The 17440-nt window shown below is 56.1% G+C and carries 12 protein-coding genes and 2 tRNA genes; 10 read left to right on the forward strand and 4 right to left on the reverse strand.

Going from position 1 to position 17440, the window contains the following annotated elements; all coding sequences use genetic code 11:
• Positions 1 to 81: 81 nt before the first annotated feature.
• Positions 82 to 2523: a TIM-barrel domain-containing protein gene (locus WJU22_RS05885; protein ID WP_341842330.1), complete on the forward strand. Its 2442-nt coding sequence runs from the start codon at positions 82 to 84 to the stop codon at positions 2521 to 2523.
• Positions 2524 to 3000: 477 nt separating this feature from the next.
• Here WJU22_RS05885 and WJU22_RS05890 read toward each other — a convergent pair.
• Both WJU22_RS05890 and WJU22_RS05895 read right to left on the reverse strand, forming a co-directional pair.
• Positions 3001 to 3070: transfer RNA gene (locus tag WJU22_RS05890), tRNA-Gln, on the reverse strand.
• Positions 3071 to 3167: 97 nt separating this feature from the next.
• Positions 3168 to 3238 (reverse strand) — tRNA-His (locus WJU22_RS05895).
• A gap of 476 nt (positions 3239 to 3714) precedes the next feature.
• Here WJU22_RS05895 and WJU22_RS05900 point away from each other — a divergent pair.
• Positions 3715 to 4887, forward strand: coding sequence for a helix-turn-helix domain-containing protein (locus tag WJU22_RS05900; RefSeq protein WP_341842331.1), 1173 nt, complete (start codon positions 3715 to 3717; stop codon positions 4885 to 4887).
• 19 nt (positions 4888 to 4906) lie between these two features.
• Positions 4907 to 6313, forward strand: a complete 1407-nt coding sequence (locus WJU22_RS05905) for a S41 family peptidase (RefSeq protein ID WP_341842332.1) — start codon at positions 4907 to 4909, stop codon at positions 6311 to 6313.
• 67 nt (positions 6314 to 6380) lie between these two features.
• Here the strand turns inward: WJU22_RS05905 and WJU22_RS05910 are convergent, their stop codons facing one another.
• Positions 6381 to 6800: a LytTR family DNA-binding domain-containing protein gene (locus tag WJU22_RS05910; protein ID WP_341842333.1), complete on the reverse strand. Its 420-nt coding sequence runs from the start codon at positions 6798 to 6800 to the stop codon at positions 6381 to 6383.
• Between the two features lie 163 nt (positions 6801 to 6963).
• On the opposite strand from WJU22_RS05910, the gene WJU22_RS05915 reads away from it, so the two are divergent.
• The 3 genes from WJU22_RS05915 (at position 6964) to WJU22_RS05925 (ending at position 10156) form a co-directional block, all read left to right on the forward strand.
• The gene (locus WJU22_RS05915; protein ID WP_341842334.1) at positions 6964 to 7368 is read left to right on the forward strand and encodes a hypothetical protein; all 405 of its coding nucleotides are present in this window, start codon (positions 6964 to 6966) and stop codon (positions 7366 to 7368) included.
• A gap of 251 nt (positions 7369 to 7619) precedes the next feature.
• Positions 7620 to 8252: a murein L,D-transpeptidase catalytic domain family protein gene (locus tag WJU22_RS05920; protein WP_341842335.1), complete on the forward strand. Its 633-nt coding sequence runs from the start codon at positions 7620 to 7622 to the stop codon at positions 8250 to 8252.
• A gap of 50 nt (positions 8253 to 8302) precedes the next feature.
• A complete protein-coding gene (locus tag WJU22_RS05925) occupies positions 8303 to 10156 on the forward strand; it encodes a glycoside hydrolase family 9 protein (RefSeq protein ID WP_341842336.1) in 1854 nt (617 codons plus the stop codon).
• Here the strand turns inward: WJU22_RS05925 and WJU22_RS05930 are convergent.
• Positions 10119 to 10670: an RNA polymerase sigma-70 factor gene (locus WJU22_RS05930; RefSeq protein WP_341842337.1), complete on the reverse strand. Its 552-nt coding sequence runs from the start codon at positions 10668 to 10670 to the stop codon at positions 10119 to 10121. The two genes, WJU22_RS05925 and WJU22_RS05930, sit on opposite strands and share 38 nt — an antisense overlap.
• A 183-nt stretch (positions 10671 to 10853) precedes the next feature.
• Between WJU22_RS05930 and WJU22_RS05935 the strand changes: the two genes are divergently transcribed.
• From WJU22_RS05935 to WJU22_RS05950, 4 genes are all read left to right on the forward strand, one after another.
• A complete protein-coding gene (locus WJU22_RS05935) occupies positions 10854 to 11138 on the forward strand; it encodes a hypothetical protein (RefSeq protein ID WP_341842338.1) in 285 nt (94 codons plus the stop codon).
• Complete coding sequence (locus tag WJU22_RS05940; protein ID WP_341842339.1) at positions 11135 to 11857, forward strand: FecR family protein; 723 nt, start codon at positions 11135 to 11137, stop codon at positions 11855 to 11857. Before WJU22_RS05935 ends, WJU22_RS05940 begins: the two co-directional genes overlap by 4 nt.
• Before the next feature lie 274 nt (positions 11858 to 12131).
• Positions 12132 to 15671 (forward strand): TonB-dependent receptor, encoded by a 3540-nt coding sequence (locus tag WJU22_RS05945; RefSeq protein ID WP_341842340.1) that lies wholly within the window; start codon positions 12132 to 12134, stop codon positions 15669 to 15671.
• Positions 15672 to 15691: 20 nt separating this feature from the next.
• Complete coding sequence (locus tag WJU22_RS05950; RefSeq protein ID WP_341842341.1) at positions 15692 to 17431, forward strand: RagB/SusD family nutrient uptake outer membrane protein; 1740 nt, start codon at positions 15692 to 15694, stop codon at positions 17429 to 17431.
• Positions 17432 to 17440 lie beyond the last annotated feature (9 nt).

The raw sequence follows: 17440 nt of genomic DNA on the forward strand, positions 1-17440 counted from the left end.
AGACTGAACAGGAAAATATCCAGGCAGAGGGCGGCATCGCCACTCTCTGCTGGATTCTTTTTGCAAAAAAATCAGCAATATATGATCGGTAGAATGTTGAGCCTGTGCCTTCTCATCACCGCCACCACAGCGGCACAGCAGGTAGTGACGCCCGGGAATGTGACCGGCGTGAACATCAACGGCCAAACCATCCGCATCACCACCGCACATGCCAAAGCGGAAATTACCGCCTGGTCGCACAACGTGGTGCGCGTGCGGATGGACCGGCAGGAACTGGGGAAGGATTTTTCCTACGCGGTGGTGGCCACACCGGAAAAATTCGCGCCAGTCATCACCCAGAATGAAAACGAGATCAGGCTGGAAACGGATTCGCTTGTGGCGCGCATCGGCAAAAAGCCTTTCTCCGTCAGCTTTCTCACGAAGAGCGGCGAAGTGCTGCAGGCCGATGAACCGGGGCTCGGCACCTCCTGGATCGGCGAAGAAGTGACGGCCTATAAAACCATGCAGGACGGCGAGCGGTTCCTGGGGCTGGGAGAAAAAACCGGCAACCTCGACCGCCGTGGTAGCTCCTACACCAACTGGAACACCGATGCGTTCGGGTACACCGTCAACCAGGACCCCATCTACGCCACGATCCCGTTTTATATCGGCGTCCATCACGGCAAAAGCTACGGCCTGTTTTTCGATAACAGCTTCCGGACGAATTTCAACTTCGGCGCCAGCAACAACCGTTTCGCGTCGTTTTCCGCGAACAGCGGGGAAATGAATTACTATTTCATCCATCACCCCGAAGTGGCGGGCATTATTGCGGCTTACACCTGGCTAACCGGCCGCATGCCGATGCCGCCGATGTGGAGCCTCGGGTATCAGCAGAACAGATACAGTTATTATCCGGAAGCCGAAGTGATGCGGATCGCACAAACGCTGCGGGAAAAACAGATACCGGCAGACGGCATCACGCTCGACATCCACTACATGGACGCCTACAAGCTCTTCACCTGGAACAAACAGCGCTTCCCCGACCCCGCAGGCATGAACGCCCGCCTGCGGAAAATGGGATTCCGCACCACGGTGATCGTTGACCCCGGTATCAAAACCGAAGCCAATTATCACGCTTACGAAAGCGGGAAAAAGGCGGACATTTTCATCAAATATTCCGATGGACAGTATTACACCGGCCAGGTGTGGCCCGGCTGGTGCCACTTCCCCGATTTCACAGGGGCCAAAGGCCGCAGCTGGTGGAAAGATCAGGTGAAAGGATATGTGGATGCGGGCGTGGATGGGCTTTGGAACGATATGAACGAGATCGCCACATGGGGGCAGAACATGCCCGACAATGTGCTGTTCGATTTCGAGGGAAGAACGGCCACCCATCGCGAAGCGCATAATGTATACGGATCGGCCATGGTGCGTGCGAGCTATGAAGGCGCACGCGCTGCCATGCAGGGACGCCGGCCTTTCATCCTGACCCGCGCCGGTTACGCCGGCTTGCAACGCTACACCGCCATCTGGACGGGCGACAATCGCGCGGAGGACGATCACATGCTGCTGGGCGTGCGGCTGATGAACAGTCTGGGCCTGAGCGGCGTGGCGTTTTCCGGGATGGACATCGGTGGGTTCACGGGGAACGGATCTCCCGCCCTGTACGCCCGCTGGATCCAGCTGGGCGCATTTTTACCGTATTGCCGCAGTCACACTGGCATCAACACCAAATCCGCCGAGCCCTGGGCATTCGGGGAGGAAGTCCTGGAAATCGCGCGGAACTACATCAACCTGCGCTACCGCCTCCTGCCGTACCTTTATTCCGGCTTCCACGAAGCCAGCGCCACCGGCATGCCGATCATGCGCACCCTCGCCATCGGCTACACGCACGACCCCCTCGTCTACGATCCCCGCTTCCAGAACCAGTTCCTCCTCGGCGATGGTATCCTGGTAGCACCGTTCGACAGCAAGCAAACCTACGCGCCGGTATACCTTCCCGGCGGCGCCTGGTACAATTTATACAACGACGCGAAGGAAACGCCCGGCGAAAAAATGTTGACACTGGGCATGCACACCCTGCCCGTGTACATCCGCGAAAGCAGCATCATTCCGATGCAGTCGCTCGTGCAGTCGACGGCTGAAAAGCCTACGGACACGCTGTTCCTGCATGTTTACAAAGGTGCGCGCAGCCATCGTTTCGAGTATTACGAAGACGATGGTGAAACGTTCGCGTATGAAAAAGGTGCGAGCTTCCGGCGGGTGATAAGATATGAGCCGGCTGAAGGGAACTTGGTGCTGGAGCAGCCGCAAAACGGTGTCCCGTCTCACTTCCGGCAGATACAGCTCGTGTTGCATGGGTTCGGGAACAGCACGGCGAAAGTGAATGGCACGGAGCGGAATTTAGTCGCGGGAGAATGGGTGGCGGTACAGCCGGTGTCGCGCTTCGATCCGCAGGGTGTTGCCAACCCGGTGGTGAAATGCGCGGTGAAAACGCTGACGCTACCGAACAACGATCAGTCCATAACTGTAAACGTGGAATAAGCGATTCCTCAAGTAAGGAAAGCAAACGGCCTGGTATTTTATGCCGGGCCGGTTTGTTTACGGCCGTCTGAAAACACAGCGGCCCCGTGTGCGCAGGCGCACCGGGTACCAGCTGAGGTACAGGGCTAACAGGGCGCCAGTGCCGGGGGAGCGTTTGGGCTTCCGCGAACGGCGTTTCGCGCATTGGGTTAACCGGATGAAAGCCGGTGTACACCGGTGCATCCACAGGTACAGGGTTAACACTGCGACCGGGTTAACAGGGCGCTCGCGCCGGGAAGGGCTGATCTTCCACAGGCAGCTCGCGCATTGGGTTAACCGGATGAAGGCCGGTTTCCGGCAGCCTTTCACAGGTACCGGTCTAACGGGGGCACTTACGCCAGGGAAGCATTCTGGCTTCCGCGAACGGCGCTTTGCGAATTGGGTTAACCGGATGAAAACCGATTTGCATCGGGTGCTTCACAGGTACGGGCTAACATGATCGCCAGGGGGATTTGAACCCTCGCTTTCCGGACCAAAACCGGACGTCCTGCCGCTAGACGACTGGTGAATCTAAAAAATGGGTCAACCGGATGAAGGCCGCTTTCGGGCGAAAAAATTCGGGGTTAACCGGATGAATGCCCATTCACAAGGCATAGGGATAAATCGGGTGCCAGGGGGATAGAACCCTCGTTTTCCGGACCACAACCGGACGTTTTGCCACTAAACTACAGGCACCATAAAAAAAGCCCGGCCGCGCATGCTGCACGACCGGGCCGGAGGGTTTGGCAACCGCCGTTTCACGGCTGCCAAACTACGTTTGTCGTGCGGACGAAGAATCGTCCCCAATTGGTAGTAACTGTATATGTCTAATCCTTATGTATAGCATTGGTCGTAAAATTGAAAAAGCCCCGCAATTGCTTGCGGGGCCTTAGTTATATTGGACTCGTATTATCGTGTTATCCAAGCATTACCTGCTCCGCAATAGGTTCCCCCGCCGCCGCGCGGTGCGCTGACGCCTGAAGAACGATATGTTGAAAATTGCGGTACATGATATGCGTTTTTTAATTTGCTGATGCAAAGATGTAAAGAATTCCGCGATTTTAATAATCCTGCATCGTTTTGTTCTCAAAATTCCCCGTACTGCATGCAACTTCCCGCATCCATGCGCGTCTTTAGGACGAATTCATTTGATCATTTTTACCGAATTACCCCATGCAAACCGTAGATACTTCCCTGCTTTTCCGGTACTTCGTAGTCGCTGGATTGATCAATACCGCCGTAGCCGTGGTGCTCCTGCTCGTTCGCCGGCGGCGCTCCGCGCCTTTCCTGCTGCTGCTGGCACTGATGATGCTGGTGTCTTTCCAGGCGCTCCTCAATGCGTTCGACCATCGCGCTTTCTTCCTCGCCTTCCCGCACCTGAGCCGGGTTTCGTGGTTGAACCTCAGTCTTTTCGGTCCGCTGGTGTACCTGCTCACCCGCAAAATGACCGGCGACGGGCCGCGGTTTTACCTCCGGGATGCATGGCATGGTATTCCTTTCCTGGTGGCATTGGGTGTGCTCAGTCCCTGGTTTTTTCAATCTGCGGATGCGAAGCGGCAACAATTGATGGATTTTGAGGGATTGTCGAAGCTGGATTTTGGGTGGATGAACCAGGTGAATTTATGCATGATCTCCGTGTACCTGTTGGCGGCGGTTTACCGGATGATAAGCTGGAAGCGCACGTTGCCGGCAGATGCTCCGCCCCAGCAAGCCCTGCGGCTCCGCTGGCTGCAATTGTTCCTGACGAGCCTGCTGGTAATATTGGGGATCTCCGCGCTGGGGTTCTTCGGCCGGAAGTGGGACCTGCCCGGCATCACGCATTTCTACCATTATAATTACGCCGCCATCGTGGTGCTGGTGTACTGGCTCACCTGGAAATGCCAGCACATGCCTGAACTGTTTACGGAAGAAGAAAAATCGGAAGCGAAGAAATACCGCAAATCCGGCCTCGCCGAACCCGTTTTGCTGTTCGAAAACCTTCGCCGGTTTATGCAGGAAAACCGTCCCTACCTCGATCCGGAGTTGACGCATACGGCGCTGGCGGATCTGCTCGGCGTGAAGCGCCACCATCTTTCACAGGTCATCAATGCACATTCCGGCGGCAGCTATTTCGATTTCGTGAACGGTTACCGGGTGGAGGCGGTGAAGCGCATGCTGGCCGATCCGCGAAATCACCACCTCAGCATCCTGGGCATCGCCATGGAATGCGGGTTCCAGAACAAGGCCACTTTCAATGCCGCTTTCCGCAAGATGACGGGGACCACACCTTCCGCGTGGCAAAAAGATTGGATGGAAATGAGGTATGAGCCGATGGGCGCGGTCGACGGAACGCGCCGTGGTAGCTAGTTTTGCTCAAAAAAAGAAAATGCGTAGAATTTGGATGCTCGCCGCCGGCCTCATGGCGGCCACCGTTGCCAGGGCGCTTCCCGCAACGCAGGACAGCCTCAAAAACGTTACCCCCGCGCCCGTGTTCACCCCCGTTCAACTGGCGGAAGATTACCAGGTTTTCAGTAGCGCCCTCCGCGAAGCCCACGCCGGCCTTTATCGCTACACCTCCCGCACCGAAATGGACGCACTCCTCGGCAAAGGCGCCGCCGGTATTCGAAAAGGCATGACGGAACTGGAGTTTTTCAGGTTTTTATTCCCGATCCTGGCCAATATCAAAGACGGACATACGAAACTCCATCGCCAAAACCGGCCCGACGACTGGTACGCATTCCATCAAACGGGGCTATTCCCCCTCCGGTTATACATCCGCGATGGCCGCGCGTTCGTGACGGGCGGCGGGATCGAAGCCGGTGCGGAAGTCCTGAAAATCAACGGGCAGCCGCTGTCTTCCATCATCAAGAAATTATCAGACATCGTGCTGTCCGACGCCGGCGGCCAAAGCGCGAAATTCCGGGAGCTGGAAAAGTTCTTCGCCGGGTATTATGCCACTTTCTTCGGTCCGCGTAGCGAATTCGAAATACAATACAAGGAAGTGATGGGCAAACGCGTGACCCGCAAACTGGAAGGGATCACCGTTGCGCAACTACCGCCGCTCCCCGTGCCCGACACGCCCGCGTTCCGGCTCAGCTGGCCCGAGGAGAAGACGGCTTTTCTCCGTATCAGCGGTTTCCATGAAATGCCGGGCATCGTACCGGCCGCGTTCGCAGAAATCAAATCCAAAGGCGCAGACCGGCTCATCATCGATGTGCGCGATAATGAAGGCGGCGCCGACCGGATGGGCGTGCAATTACTGTCGTACCTCGCCAAGCAGCCGTTCCATTATTATCAAAAGCTGACGGTGGCCGGCATCGGGCCGTATTCCTTTGCGCAATACGCCACTTTCCCCCCGGGGATGGAGGACCTGAAACAGTTCATTCAAAAAGTGGGCGACGAATATCATTTTACCGCCAGCGAAGGCCTGGGCGAAAAGCAGCCTGCGGCGGAAAACGTTTTTAGCGGAAAGGTGTGCATCCTGCAGAATGGCGGCAGCTTCTCCGTGACCGGGGAATTTGCGGCCGCGGCCCGCGCGATGGGTATAAAAACCGTCGGCGACGAAAGCGGTGGCGGCCGCACCGGCAATACCAGCGGAGGTTTCGCGATCGTGACGCTGCCGCATTCCAAACTCACGCTGGCCGTGCCACTGATGGGATATTACATGCACGGGGCGGAAGCGGGGCCCGGCGGCGTGCCGGCCGATGTAACCGTGCTGCCCACGGTACGAGATGTGCTGGAAGGGCGCGATGTCGTTTTCCAGGAAGCCCTGAAAATGCTGCATGCCCAATAGGCGATGCGCGGCAAATGTATGTTGGGATGGTGGTTTCCGGATCGCCATCCCATGTTTTTTCCGGGCGCTACTCGCCGAGCCAGGCCTTGAAACCGGCTACTTTCTCGCGGCTGATGATGATCTCCGTAGTGGGGTGCTCCGGCCGGATATCCAGCTTCAGCTTGCCGTTCCACCATACATTGATCCGCGAAATAGCCGGGTAGCTGACGATGAGCTGGCGCGTGGCGCGGAAAAACATGTCGGGCGATACGCACTTTTCGATCTCGCCCAACGACATCGACAGATAATATTCCTTCCCGTCGTGCGTTTTTATATAACTGATCTTGTCGCGGGAAAAGAAATACGCGATGTCCTGCACCGGTACGGAAATGATGGTTTGACCACGTTTGATGGCGAAGCGTTCTTTGTAGGCCTGTTTTTTCAACAGTTGTTCGAGCATTTGCGCGATGTCCCGGATGTCGGGGACTGGGGTTTGTAAAGTAAGCATGGGAGTCGCATTATTCTTATCAGCAAAGTAAAGCGATCTGAAAACGCCGCGTATCCGGTTAACTACTTATTTTTCGTAATTACTTACATACATTTTCCGATGAAACGACATTAATGGCAACCCGGAGGGGGCATTTTACGTACTCAATCGAAAACCGGTTTTTATGCGAAAAATTTGCTTACTGCTACTGTGGGTCAGTGTATTACACGGCTGTTCGTCTAACGACAATAATGATAACTCCCCCGGCGCGGTGACTTCCGGCAGCTGGCGGGTGAGCACGTTCTCGGAACGGGGCTCGGATGAAACGGGGGATTTTGCCGGCTATACCTTCACTTTTTCCGCCAACGGACAGGCACTGGCCGTAAAAGGCGGCGTGAGCAAGGCCGGGAGCTGGTCTATGAGCGGCAGTTCCAGGTTCAACGTGGATTTCGGCGCCAAGTCAGACGCCAATAAGCCACTGGGCGAGCTTACGGACGACTGGAAAATCATCTCCGTTTCCGGTACGCAAATCAAGCTGACAGACGATAATCCGTCCAGTGCGGAATTTTTGACATTCACAAAGAATTGATTTTCAATACGTGATTTTTGACCATTTTTCAACAATTCAATGATCTTAACAACAATACGGATGATGAATATTTCGTATCTTTGTCACTATTCGACTTTGAAAAACCATTTTTGACAAAACATTTGTGAAAGACATTAATTATGAGGCGGATGAAAAAACGTTTAAGCAAAAAGATATTCATACTTCCATTTGTAGTCCTTACTTCCCTACTGACTTTGAATGTTTCTTCCATCGGAAAAAAGAACGCAGGGGTGTTGAAGCCGGTCAAATTACATGCTGCGGCCAGCGCCGCCATGATGTACGATTCATTGGGACTTGAAACCGCGGGATTGTCGCGCCAGGCGTTCGAGCGGGCGATGACGGGGTATCACAAACTCGTTTCGGAAGGGAAAATCCAGAAAGACAATATCATTTCCATCATCGATTTCAGTTTACCGTCTACCAGCAAGCGATTGTTCGTGATCGACCTGGAGGAGGGGAAAGTGTTGTTCAATACGCTCGTGTCTCACGGCCGGAATTCCGGTAAAGCCATGGCTACTTCATTTTCCAACCGTCCGGAGAGCTTCAAGAGCAGCCTCGGTTTCTATGTAACGGGCGACACGTACCAGGGCCAGCACGGGTATTCGCTGCGCCTGGAAGGGACGGAGCTCGGCATCAACGATAAGGCGATGGAACGTGGGATCGTGATGCACGCGGCCGATTATGTGAACGACAAACTGGGAAAAGCGCAGGGTTACATCGGCAGAAGCCTCGGTTGCCCCGCGGTGCCGGTGAATGTGCATAAAAAGATCATCGGCAGCATCCGGAACGGTACCTGTCTGTTCATTTACAGTCCAGACCGCAAATACCTGGCTTCCAGCCGCGTATTGCAGCCTGCGGCGTAACGGCGGAAGCCGGCAGGATTGTCTATATTTAGACAAATACCGCCGGTGTTATGAAGCAGATTCTCCTTTCACTTTTAATTATTCCACAAGTATTTATAGCGAGCGGATCGCGCAGCGGAGACATCCCGGCGCCATCCGCTTTTTCTATGCACGCCGTGCCGCCCGTGGTGCGGATCAACCAGGTGGGATATTTGCCCGGCGGGGTGAAAGTGGCCGTGTGGGGCGGGCCTGCGGGGATGACGGTTGATGCTTTCCGGTTGATAGACTCCTCCAGCGGGAAAGCCGTTTTTACCGCCACGGCCGGTAAGGCGTTCGGTGCGTACGGCCCCTTCGGCCAATCGTACCGCCTGAACTTCTCCGCCTTCCGCACTCCCGGAACGTATTACATCGAAACCCCTTCCGCCAGGTCCCCCAACTTCCGCATCGGGCCCGATGTCTACAAAGGCGCGGCCGATTTTTGCCTGCGCTACCTCCGCCAGCAACGCTGCGGGTTCAACCCATTTCTCAAAGATTCCTGCCATACCGAAGACGGCTACACGCTATACGGCCCCATGCCCGACAGTACGCGGATCAATGCCATCGGCGGCTGGCACGATGCCAGCGATTACCTCCAGTATTCCACTACTTCCGCCAATACGGTTTATCATCTGCTGGCCGCCTGGCGCGACTTCCCCAGGGTTTTCGGGGACGACCACGCCGCCACGGGGCTGCCCGGTGCCAACGGCGCGCCCGATGTGCTCGACGAAGCGCGCTGGGGGCTCGATTGGTTGCTGAAAATGCATCCGCAGCGCGATTGGCTTTTCAACCAGATCGCCGACGACCGCGATCACCGCGGGATGCGGCTGCCGAAGCTGGATTCCTTTTACGGGCGTGGTTTCGAGCGGCCGGTGTACTTCTGTTCCGGCGAGCCGCAGGTGCAGGGCGTGAAATACAAAAAGATGAACCATAGTACCGGCGTGGCGTCTACCGCGGGCAAATTCGCGAGCGCCTTTGCACTGGGGCATTCACTGCTGCAAAGGAAAGACGCGGCGTACGCGGAGCGCCTCCTGGAAAGGGCGCACAGCGCCTACAAGCTGGGCCTGGAGAAGCCCGGTGTGCAGCAGACGGCTTCGGTGATGTCTCCCTACATCTACGCGGAAGACAACTGGACGGATGATATGGAACTGGCCGCCGCGGAATTGTATGGCGTTACCCGCGACGCGAAGTATTTCCGGGAAGGAAGGGCGTATGCGGCGCAGGAGCCCGTGACGCCCTGGCTTGGAAAGGACACGGCGAGCCATTATCAATGGTACCCTTTCATCAACCCCGGCCATTACGAACTGGCCAAACGCAGCTCCGGCGCGGCCCGGCGCGAACTGACGGGGTATTATGCTGACGGGATCGAAAAGGTTTGGGCGAAGGCGAAAGACAACGCGTTTTACCGCGGCGTGCCTTTCATCTGGTGCAGCAACAACCTTACCGCCGCCTTCGCCATCCAGTGTTACTGGTACGGCAATCTCACGGCAGACAAGCGTTTCGCGGAACTGGCGCAGGCGAATGTAGACTGGTTGCTGGGTTGTAACCCATGGGGAACGAGTATGGTGTACGGGTTGCCCGCGCATGGGGATACGCCCGTGGATCCGCATTCCGCGTTCACACACATCGGGAATTACCCGATAGACGGCGGTTTGGTGGATGGGCCGGTATACGGATCGATCTACGGAAGCCTCATCGGGATACGGCTCGCGGAAGCAGACGAGTATGCGGCTTTCCAGAGCCCGCTGGTGGTGTATCACGACGACTACGGCGATTACAGTACCAACGAACCTACGATGGATGGTACGGCAGTGCTGATTTACTTGTTGGCGCTAAAAGAAAACGAAGGGCTTACCACTGAAAAAGCAACACCCCGACCAGCAAAATAGTACGCTGGAGACCGCTCCTCAGCATGCGCAAAGCCTTGCGCATGTGTTGTTCCACTGTATTGACGGAGATGCCCGAGCGTTCGGCGATCTCCTTGTTACTGAGCTCTTCTCCCCGGCTGAGGAGGAAAACCTGCCTGCATTTTTCCGGCAGTTGCTGGATGGCGTCCGACAGCTGGAGGGTCAGTTCTTTGTGGGAAAGATAGGATTCCACGTCGTTGGAAGGCGGTGCCGGCCGCGTTTCCTGGAAGATCTCGTATTTGTGGTGGATGGATTGGCGGTGGATGAAATTCAGGACGCGGTTGCGAAGCGCGGTGAAAATATACGCTTTGAAAGAAGTGTGGATTTCTAGCCGGTCTTTCCTTTCCAGCAGTTCGAGGAACACTTCCTGCACAAATTCCCGCGCGGTTTCGCGGTCGCCCGTTTTTTCATATGCTTTTTTCAGCAACATGACGGCATACCTTTCATACAGCGCCTCAAACGCAGACTGGTCGCCGTTCTTCCAGCGGTCCAGCAATATGGAGTCGGTATGTTGAAGAGAGTGTGGAATAGATTCTGGCTGTTTTATCGCAAGTTAAATGTAAGTAAAAATAAGCGGCAAATACAAAGTGAAACCCCGGAAAAATATTTTTTTAAAGCACGTAACGGTTGATGTTTTATTGATTGTCCTATACGGTAACCGACGCATCAAATCACAAATATGAGCGTGACAGACATCAGGCAATTACTGGAAAAATACGAGGCCGGCACTTGTTCGCCGGAGGAGCTGAAGGCATTGGAGGCATGGTACGAAAGTTTTCGTCATCCGGACGCGACAGACGCGGGCTGGGAGGCAGACGAAGTGCTGACGCGCGAATTGATGCAGGATTTTCGTGACATGCAGCGGCGCCGGGAGCGGCTTTTAGGCGGCAATGGCTGGCGCAGCTGGTGGAAAGTGGCGGCAGTGGTGATCCCGCTGGCCGGGATCGGTGCTTTTTGTGGATGAGCCGTCCATCGGCAGGCACATCCGTTCCGGGCCCCATGCTGGCGGAAGCGCCGGCGAAGCCCGACAGCAAACGTTTCATCCAGCTGCCCGACAGCAGTACCGTGGTATTGCGGGAGGGCAGCACCCTCTTATATCCTGTGGCGTTCAACGGCAACGAGCGGGAAGTGACGCTTACCGGCGAAGGGTATTTTGACGTCCGCGAACAGCCCGGGAAGCCTTTCCGCATCCGGTCTGGCAAACTGGTGACTACCGTATTGGGGACCGCATTCACTATCAAGGCCTATCCCGGCCAGGAGCATGTGACGGTGACGGTCAACAGCGGGAAGGTGAAGATCGAAGAACACGACAGCAACAAGCTGCTGGGCATTTTGCAGCAAGACCAGCAGATCATATATGAAAACTCGGCCGCCGTGGCGGAAACGCGCCGCGTGAAAGCGGAAGAAAGCGTGACCTGGCTGAAGAAGGGGATGGATTTCAATTCCGTGCCTTTCGGCGACATCGCGGAGCAGATTGCCGGGCAATACCAGGTAAAAATCGAGTTCGCCAGCGAATCGTTGCGCAACTGCAGGATCAGGGCCACCTTCGAGGGCACGGAAACGCTCGACCAGGTGCTGTTCGTTTTATGCACGGTCGGCAACACCACCTATACCCATTCCGAGAAAGGGATCGTCATCAGCGGAGAAGGCTGTATGGAAACAAACAGCAGTATCGTCCGTTAACAGAAAAGACAGAAAGCTAAAAATAGATCGGTAACCAAAATCACACACATGAATCGGATCATGACGAGGCAGCCGTGCCTGCGCCATTAACGAAAAACCCCTCCGTACTGTGGCAGGTCGGGAGGGGAAGGTCTAAAACGTAAACAGCCTGTTGGGGCTGATTCTTCATCATTTTAAACTATTGCAAGTTATGCAAAAATCAGCGGTTTTTGCTAATGGTCGGCTATTGCCATTACTGTACAAAGCGGTTTATTCCACGCAAATGCGTTTTGTTATGAGATTTAGTCTCTCTCTCCTGCTCTTCATGATCGTGGGGCTCCAGCTGATGGTAGCTTCCCCGCTCAAAGGCCAGGCGCTGGATGAAAAGAAAATTACGATGGAAGCACCCAACATCACGCTGGAAAAGGCGCTGGTGCAGCTGGAGAAACTCTCCGGTTTCAGGGTGGCTTTTGCTACCGAGAAAGTGCAGCGGCACCACCGGGTTTTCATGCCCATGGGCACGCGCAGCGTGAGCGCGGCGCTGGAATCCTTACTGCAAAACACGGGAATGGTGTACCGCTACGCGGAAAACACCATCCTGATCGTATCGCAGCCCAGGGAAACCCCCGTTCCCCACGCGGCTCCGGCAGCAGCGGCAGACTCCACTTTCCCCCTGCGTGGAAAAGTCCTGGATGAAACGGGATTGCAGTTGCCCGGGGTTTCTATCCGGGTGAAAGGCACCACCCGCGGCGTCTATTCCGACGGCAGCGGACAGTTCGTCCTGGAAGTGTCCCGCGGGGAAGTGGTCCTCTTCTCTTCCGTAGGCTCCATCCAGCAGGAACATATCGTATCCGGCTCCGCGCCCCTGTCTATCGTTATGGTGGCCGACCACCGTAAACTGGAAGACGTGGTGATCGTGGGATATGGCACCCAGCGCAAAGCAAGCCTCACCGGCGCCGTGAGCACCGTAGACGTGAAGCGCACCCTCGAATCCAGGCCCATCACCGACATCGGCCGCGGCCTCCAGGGCGCCGTTCCGGGCCTCACTATCACCACCGCCAGCGGCGACCTCGGCAGAAACGCCAACATCCGCCTCCGTGGTATGACCGGGTCGCTCAACAATAACGGCAACGGCACCCAGCCGCTGATCCTCGTCGACAACGTGGAAGTGCCCAGCCTCCAAATGGTAAACCCACAGGATATCGCAGATATCACTGTTCTCAAAGACGCGGCGTCTACCGCCATCTACGGTTCCCGCGCGGCCTGGGGTGTTGTCCTCATCACCACGAAAAGCGGGAAAAAAGGCGCGCCATCGTCCATCAGCTACAGCAACAACTTCTCCTGGTCCAAGCCCCTCAACCTCCCGGAAGTGGCGAAATCCTCCGAATGGGCAGTTGCCGCGCTGGAATCCAACCGGCGCTCCAGCAATAACCCCGACAAGATCTCGTTCGGCGTGCTGGGCATGACCTATGACACGCAAAGCATCCGCAAGATCCGCGAATGGGAACAGCAGTATGGCGGACAAGACCTCGGCGACGAAATGAAGCCCGGCCGGGATTTTGAAGTGCGCGGCGGGGCGTTTTACCCCATCCGTTCGTGGGACGCGGCAGGCAAATGGATGAAGAAAACATCGCTGCAGCAGAAACACGATCTCGCATTCTCCGGCGGCGGCGACAAGACGGTGTATCACCTTAGTCTGGGGTACCTCAACCAGACCGGTATCCTCAAGGTGAAAAACGACCGTTTCGACCGGTATAATGCCACTCTTAATATCAACTCGTCGGTAAACGAATGGATGGACGTTAGGGGGAAAATGATGTTCTCCCAATCGAACCTCACCACGCCGTTCCTCTATTCCGCCGCCACTTACGGCCCCTGGTATTACCTCTACCGCTGGCCGCTGACCTACCCTTACGGAACGCTGAACGGCCAGCCCATGCGGAGCATCATCATGGAAATGGAGCAAAGTCAGATGGACCGCGCCCGGTCCAACTTCAACCGCGTGCAGGTCGGCACCTCGATCCGCCCCATGGAAGGGCTGACCATCGACGTCGACTATACGTATTCCACCACCAATACCCGTATACACCAGGTGGGCGGCAAGCTCCGCGGCATCAACTTCTGGTCGGGCTCGCTCGATTACTCGGAAGATTTCCAGGGTGCCAGCTTCGATATGGTGCGTGACCGATCTGCCTATAACACCATGCACAGCGGCCGCGCCTTCGCGACCTATACAAAGAAGCTGAACGACGACCATACTTTCAAAGTACTCGTGGGTACGGACATCGATCAATATACCAGCGGCTACAACAGCTCGGAAAGAAGGAAGCTGATCGATCCCAATTTCGGGGAAATCAGCCTCGCCCTCGGCGATCAGTTCGTGGGTGGCGACGCCAGCCATTGGGCCACCAACGGTTACTTCGCGAGAGTGAACTACGACTATAAGAACAAATACCTGCTGGAACTGAATGGCCGGTATAACGGCTCGTCCTGGTTCCCGGAACACGACCAGTGGGCATTCTTCCCGTCGGTTTCGGCGGGTTATGTGGTAACGGAAGAGAAGTTCATGAAGCAGCTGCAACCCACGCTTTCGTTCCTGAAGCTCCGCGGCTCCTGGGGGCAGGTGGGCAACCAGTACCTGGGCGGCTACCGCTTCCTGTCGGTAATGAACTCGGCCAACAGCGGATGGATCATCGGCGGCAACAACATGCTTACATTTTCATCGCCCGGCCTCGTTTCCAGCTCGCTGACATGGGAAACCGTTACTACACTCGATTTCGGGGCGGATGCGCGGTTCTTCGACAATAAATTCGGGGTTACTTTCGATTGGTATAGCAGGGTAACGTCTGACATGATCACCGGAACTGTGGGCGTTCCGTCTACCCTGGGTACTCCCGCGCCAGTGCTTAACTATGGCGAGCTGACTACCAAAGGCTGGGAGCTGGCCCTGGACTGGAACCACCGGCTCGACAATGGCCTCGGCATCAACGTGACGGCGGCTGTGACGGACTTCACCGAAAAACTGACCAAATTCGTAAGCGCCACTAAGAATATCTACGGCAACTATGAAGGCCGCAATCTCGGCGAGATTTGGGGATATGAAACCGACCGGATCTTCCAGGAAGGCGATTTCTCCAACCAGGGCGGCGTTTGGGTGCCGAAAGACGGCATCCCCGACCAGACGGCCCTCACGCGCGGCAGCGGCTGGTTCCGCTACGGCCCCGGCGATATCAAGTATAAAGACATCAACGGCGACGGGAAGGTGACCTTTGGCAACGAAACGCTCGACGACCATGGCGACCTGAGAATCATCGGGAACTCCACGCCCCGCTACCAGTACAGCTTCCGCGTGGGCGCAGACTGGAAGGGCATCGACCTGAGCGTGTTCATGCAGGGCGTTGCCAGGCGCGACCTCTGGGCGTCCGGGCCGGTCGTGATCCCCGGGTACAGGGAAACCGAAGCCTGGTATGCGCACCAGATGGACTACTGGACGCCTTCCAACCCCAACGCTTTCTATCCCCGCCCCACCAACCACGAACAGCTGGAAAGCACCAAAAACTTCTACCGCCAAACGAAATATCTGCTGAATATGTCTTACCTGCGCCTGAAAAACCTGACGCTCGGGTACACGCTGCCCACGCACCTCGTTAATCGCGCGAAATTCAAGTCCGCCAGGATCTTCGTTGCCGGGGAAAACCTGCTGACGTTCGATAAGCTGGACATTCCCATCGATCCGGAAATTGACTATCTCCCCGAACAATCCGACCGGAACTCCTTTGGCCGCGTATACCCGTACCGCGCCGAATATTCCGTAGGCCTGCAAATCACTTTCTAATCGATCAAATCTGACAGGATATGAAAATCAAAATATTCGCACTCTTGATAGCGGCCTCCATGGCCGGAGGATGCGGCAAAGACTTCCTCCGGAGAATGCCGCTCGATCAGCTTACCGATCAAACTTATTGGACAACCGAAGAAAATGTCCGTGCTTTCGCCTACCGTTTTTACCCTGTGTATTTCTCTGGTTTCAATTCCGGTTTTGCATGGTCTAACTATACGTACCTGGGGCAGGGCCTGAACGACGATTTTGCGCCGGAAACGCCGAATCCATTCACCAAACAGATTCCCACAACGTCTACCAACTGGGGCTTCACCCGCGTCCGCGACGCCAACCTCATGCTGGCCCGCGTGCAAGGCATGGCCAATTTGCAGCCGGCCACCCGCGAGCACTGGATGGGTGTAGCCCGGTTATTCCGCGCCATGGCGTATTACCAGCTGGTCAACGATTACGGGGATGTGCAGTGGTACGACCGGCCCCTCGATATCATCGAGGAAAAAGAGCTCTTCAAACCCCGCGACACCCGCACCATCGTCATGGACCACCTGCAGGAAGACCTGGAATTCGCCGCCGCCAAAATCCGTGAATCGGACGGCGCCAAAGGCCTCAACGTCACCAAATGGGTTGCGCTCGCGTATATGTCGAGGATCATGCTGTTCGAAGGAACCTGGCAGAAGTACCACGCCAACAACGCCGAGAAATCCAAAAAATACCTCGAAGCGGCCAAATGGGCGGCCAATGAAGTGATCACCAAAGGGGGATTCGAATTTTCCCACGGCTACCGCGAATCGTTCAACTCCCTGGACCTCGCATCCAACAAGGAAATGATCATGTACCGCAGTTACGTGACCGGTGTGCTCACCCATTCCATGATGAGCTACGTAAACACCGATGCGCAGGTAGGACCGTCTAAAAACCTGGTGGAATCATACTTATGCAAAGACGGGCTTCCCATCGGCTTGTCGCCCCAGTACAAAGGCGATAAAACGATGGCCGACGTGCTGACCGATCGCGATCCCCGGCTCGGCCATACCGTTGCCCCGGCACTGCGGCCCACGGGCTCGAAAGGGCGCTTCAACAATTATGCGACGTCTACCTCCGGGTATGCACACCATAAATTCCTGAACGAGGCCATCGCCGGGCTGCCCAACGGCACCAGTAACCAGAACGATACCGATGCGCCGGTGGTCAGGCTGGGCGAGGTGATGGTCAATTACGCGGAAGCTTGTGCGGAATTGGGTACCCTCACGCAGGCAGACCTCGATAAATCCATCAACAAACTGCGCGCGCGGCCGGTTAACAACGCCAACCCCCTTCCGCCGCTACAGGTATTAGGCGGGCAACCCGCCGTGAACGGAGTGGCGTACGACGATCCCGCGCGCGACCCGGCAGTGCCGGCCCTGATCTGGGAAATCCGTCGCGAGCGCCGGGTGGAGCTCAGTATGGAAGGGTTCCGGCTCGATGATCTGCGCCGCTGGAAGAAAATGGGCTATGCAGATACCCGCGCCAATTCGGACATCAACCGCGGCGCCTGGATCAAGCGGTCGGAATGGGAGAAAGCCGGCGGCGGATCCTGGCTCGTGAATATTACGCTGACCGGTACAGACGAAGGTTACATCGTTCCATCCGTTTCCGCGAACGCAGACAGGATTTTTGACAACGAGCGCGTATATTTGACCCCGATCCCTGCCGATCAGATCAAAATATTCTCCGATAAGGGATATGAACTGAAGCAGAATCCTCTTTGGTCAAATTAAAACTCCTTG

This window comes from Chitinophaga caseinilytica (genome assembly GCF_038396765.1).
Taxonomy (GTDB): domain Bacteria; phylum Bacteroidota; class Bacteroidia; order Chitinophagales; family Chitinophagaceae; genus Chitinophaga; species Chitinophaga caseinilytica.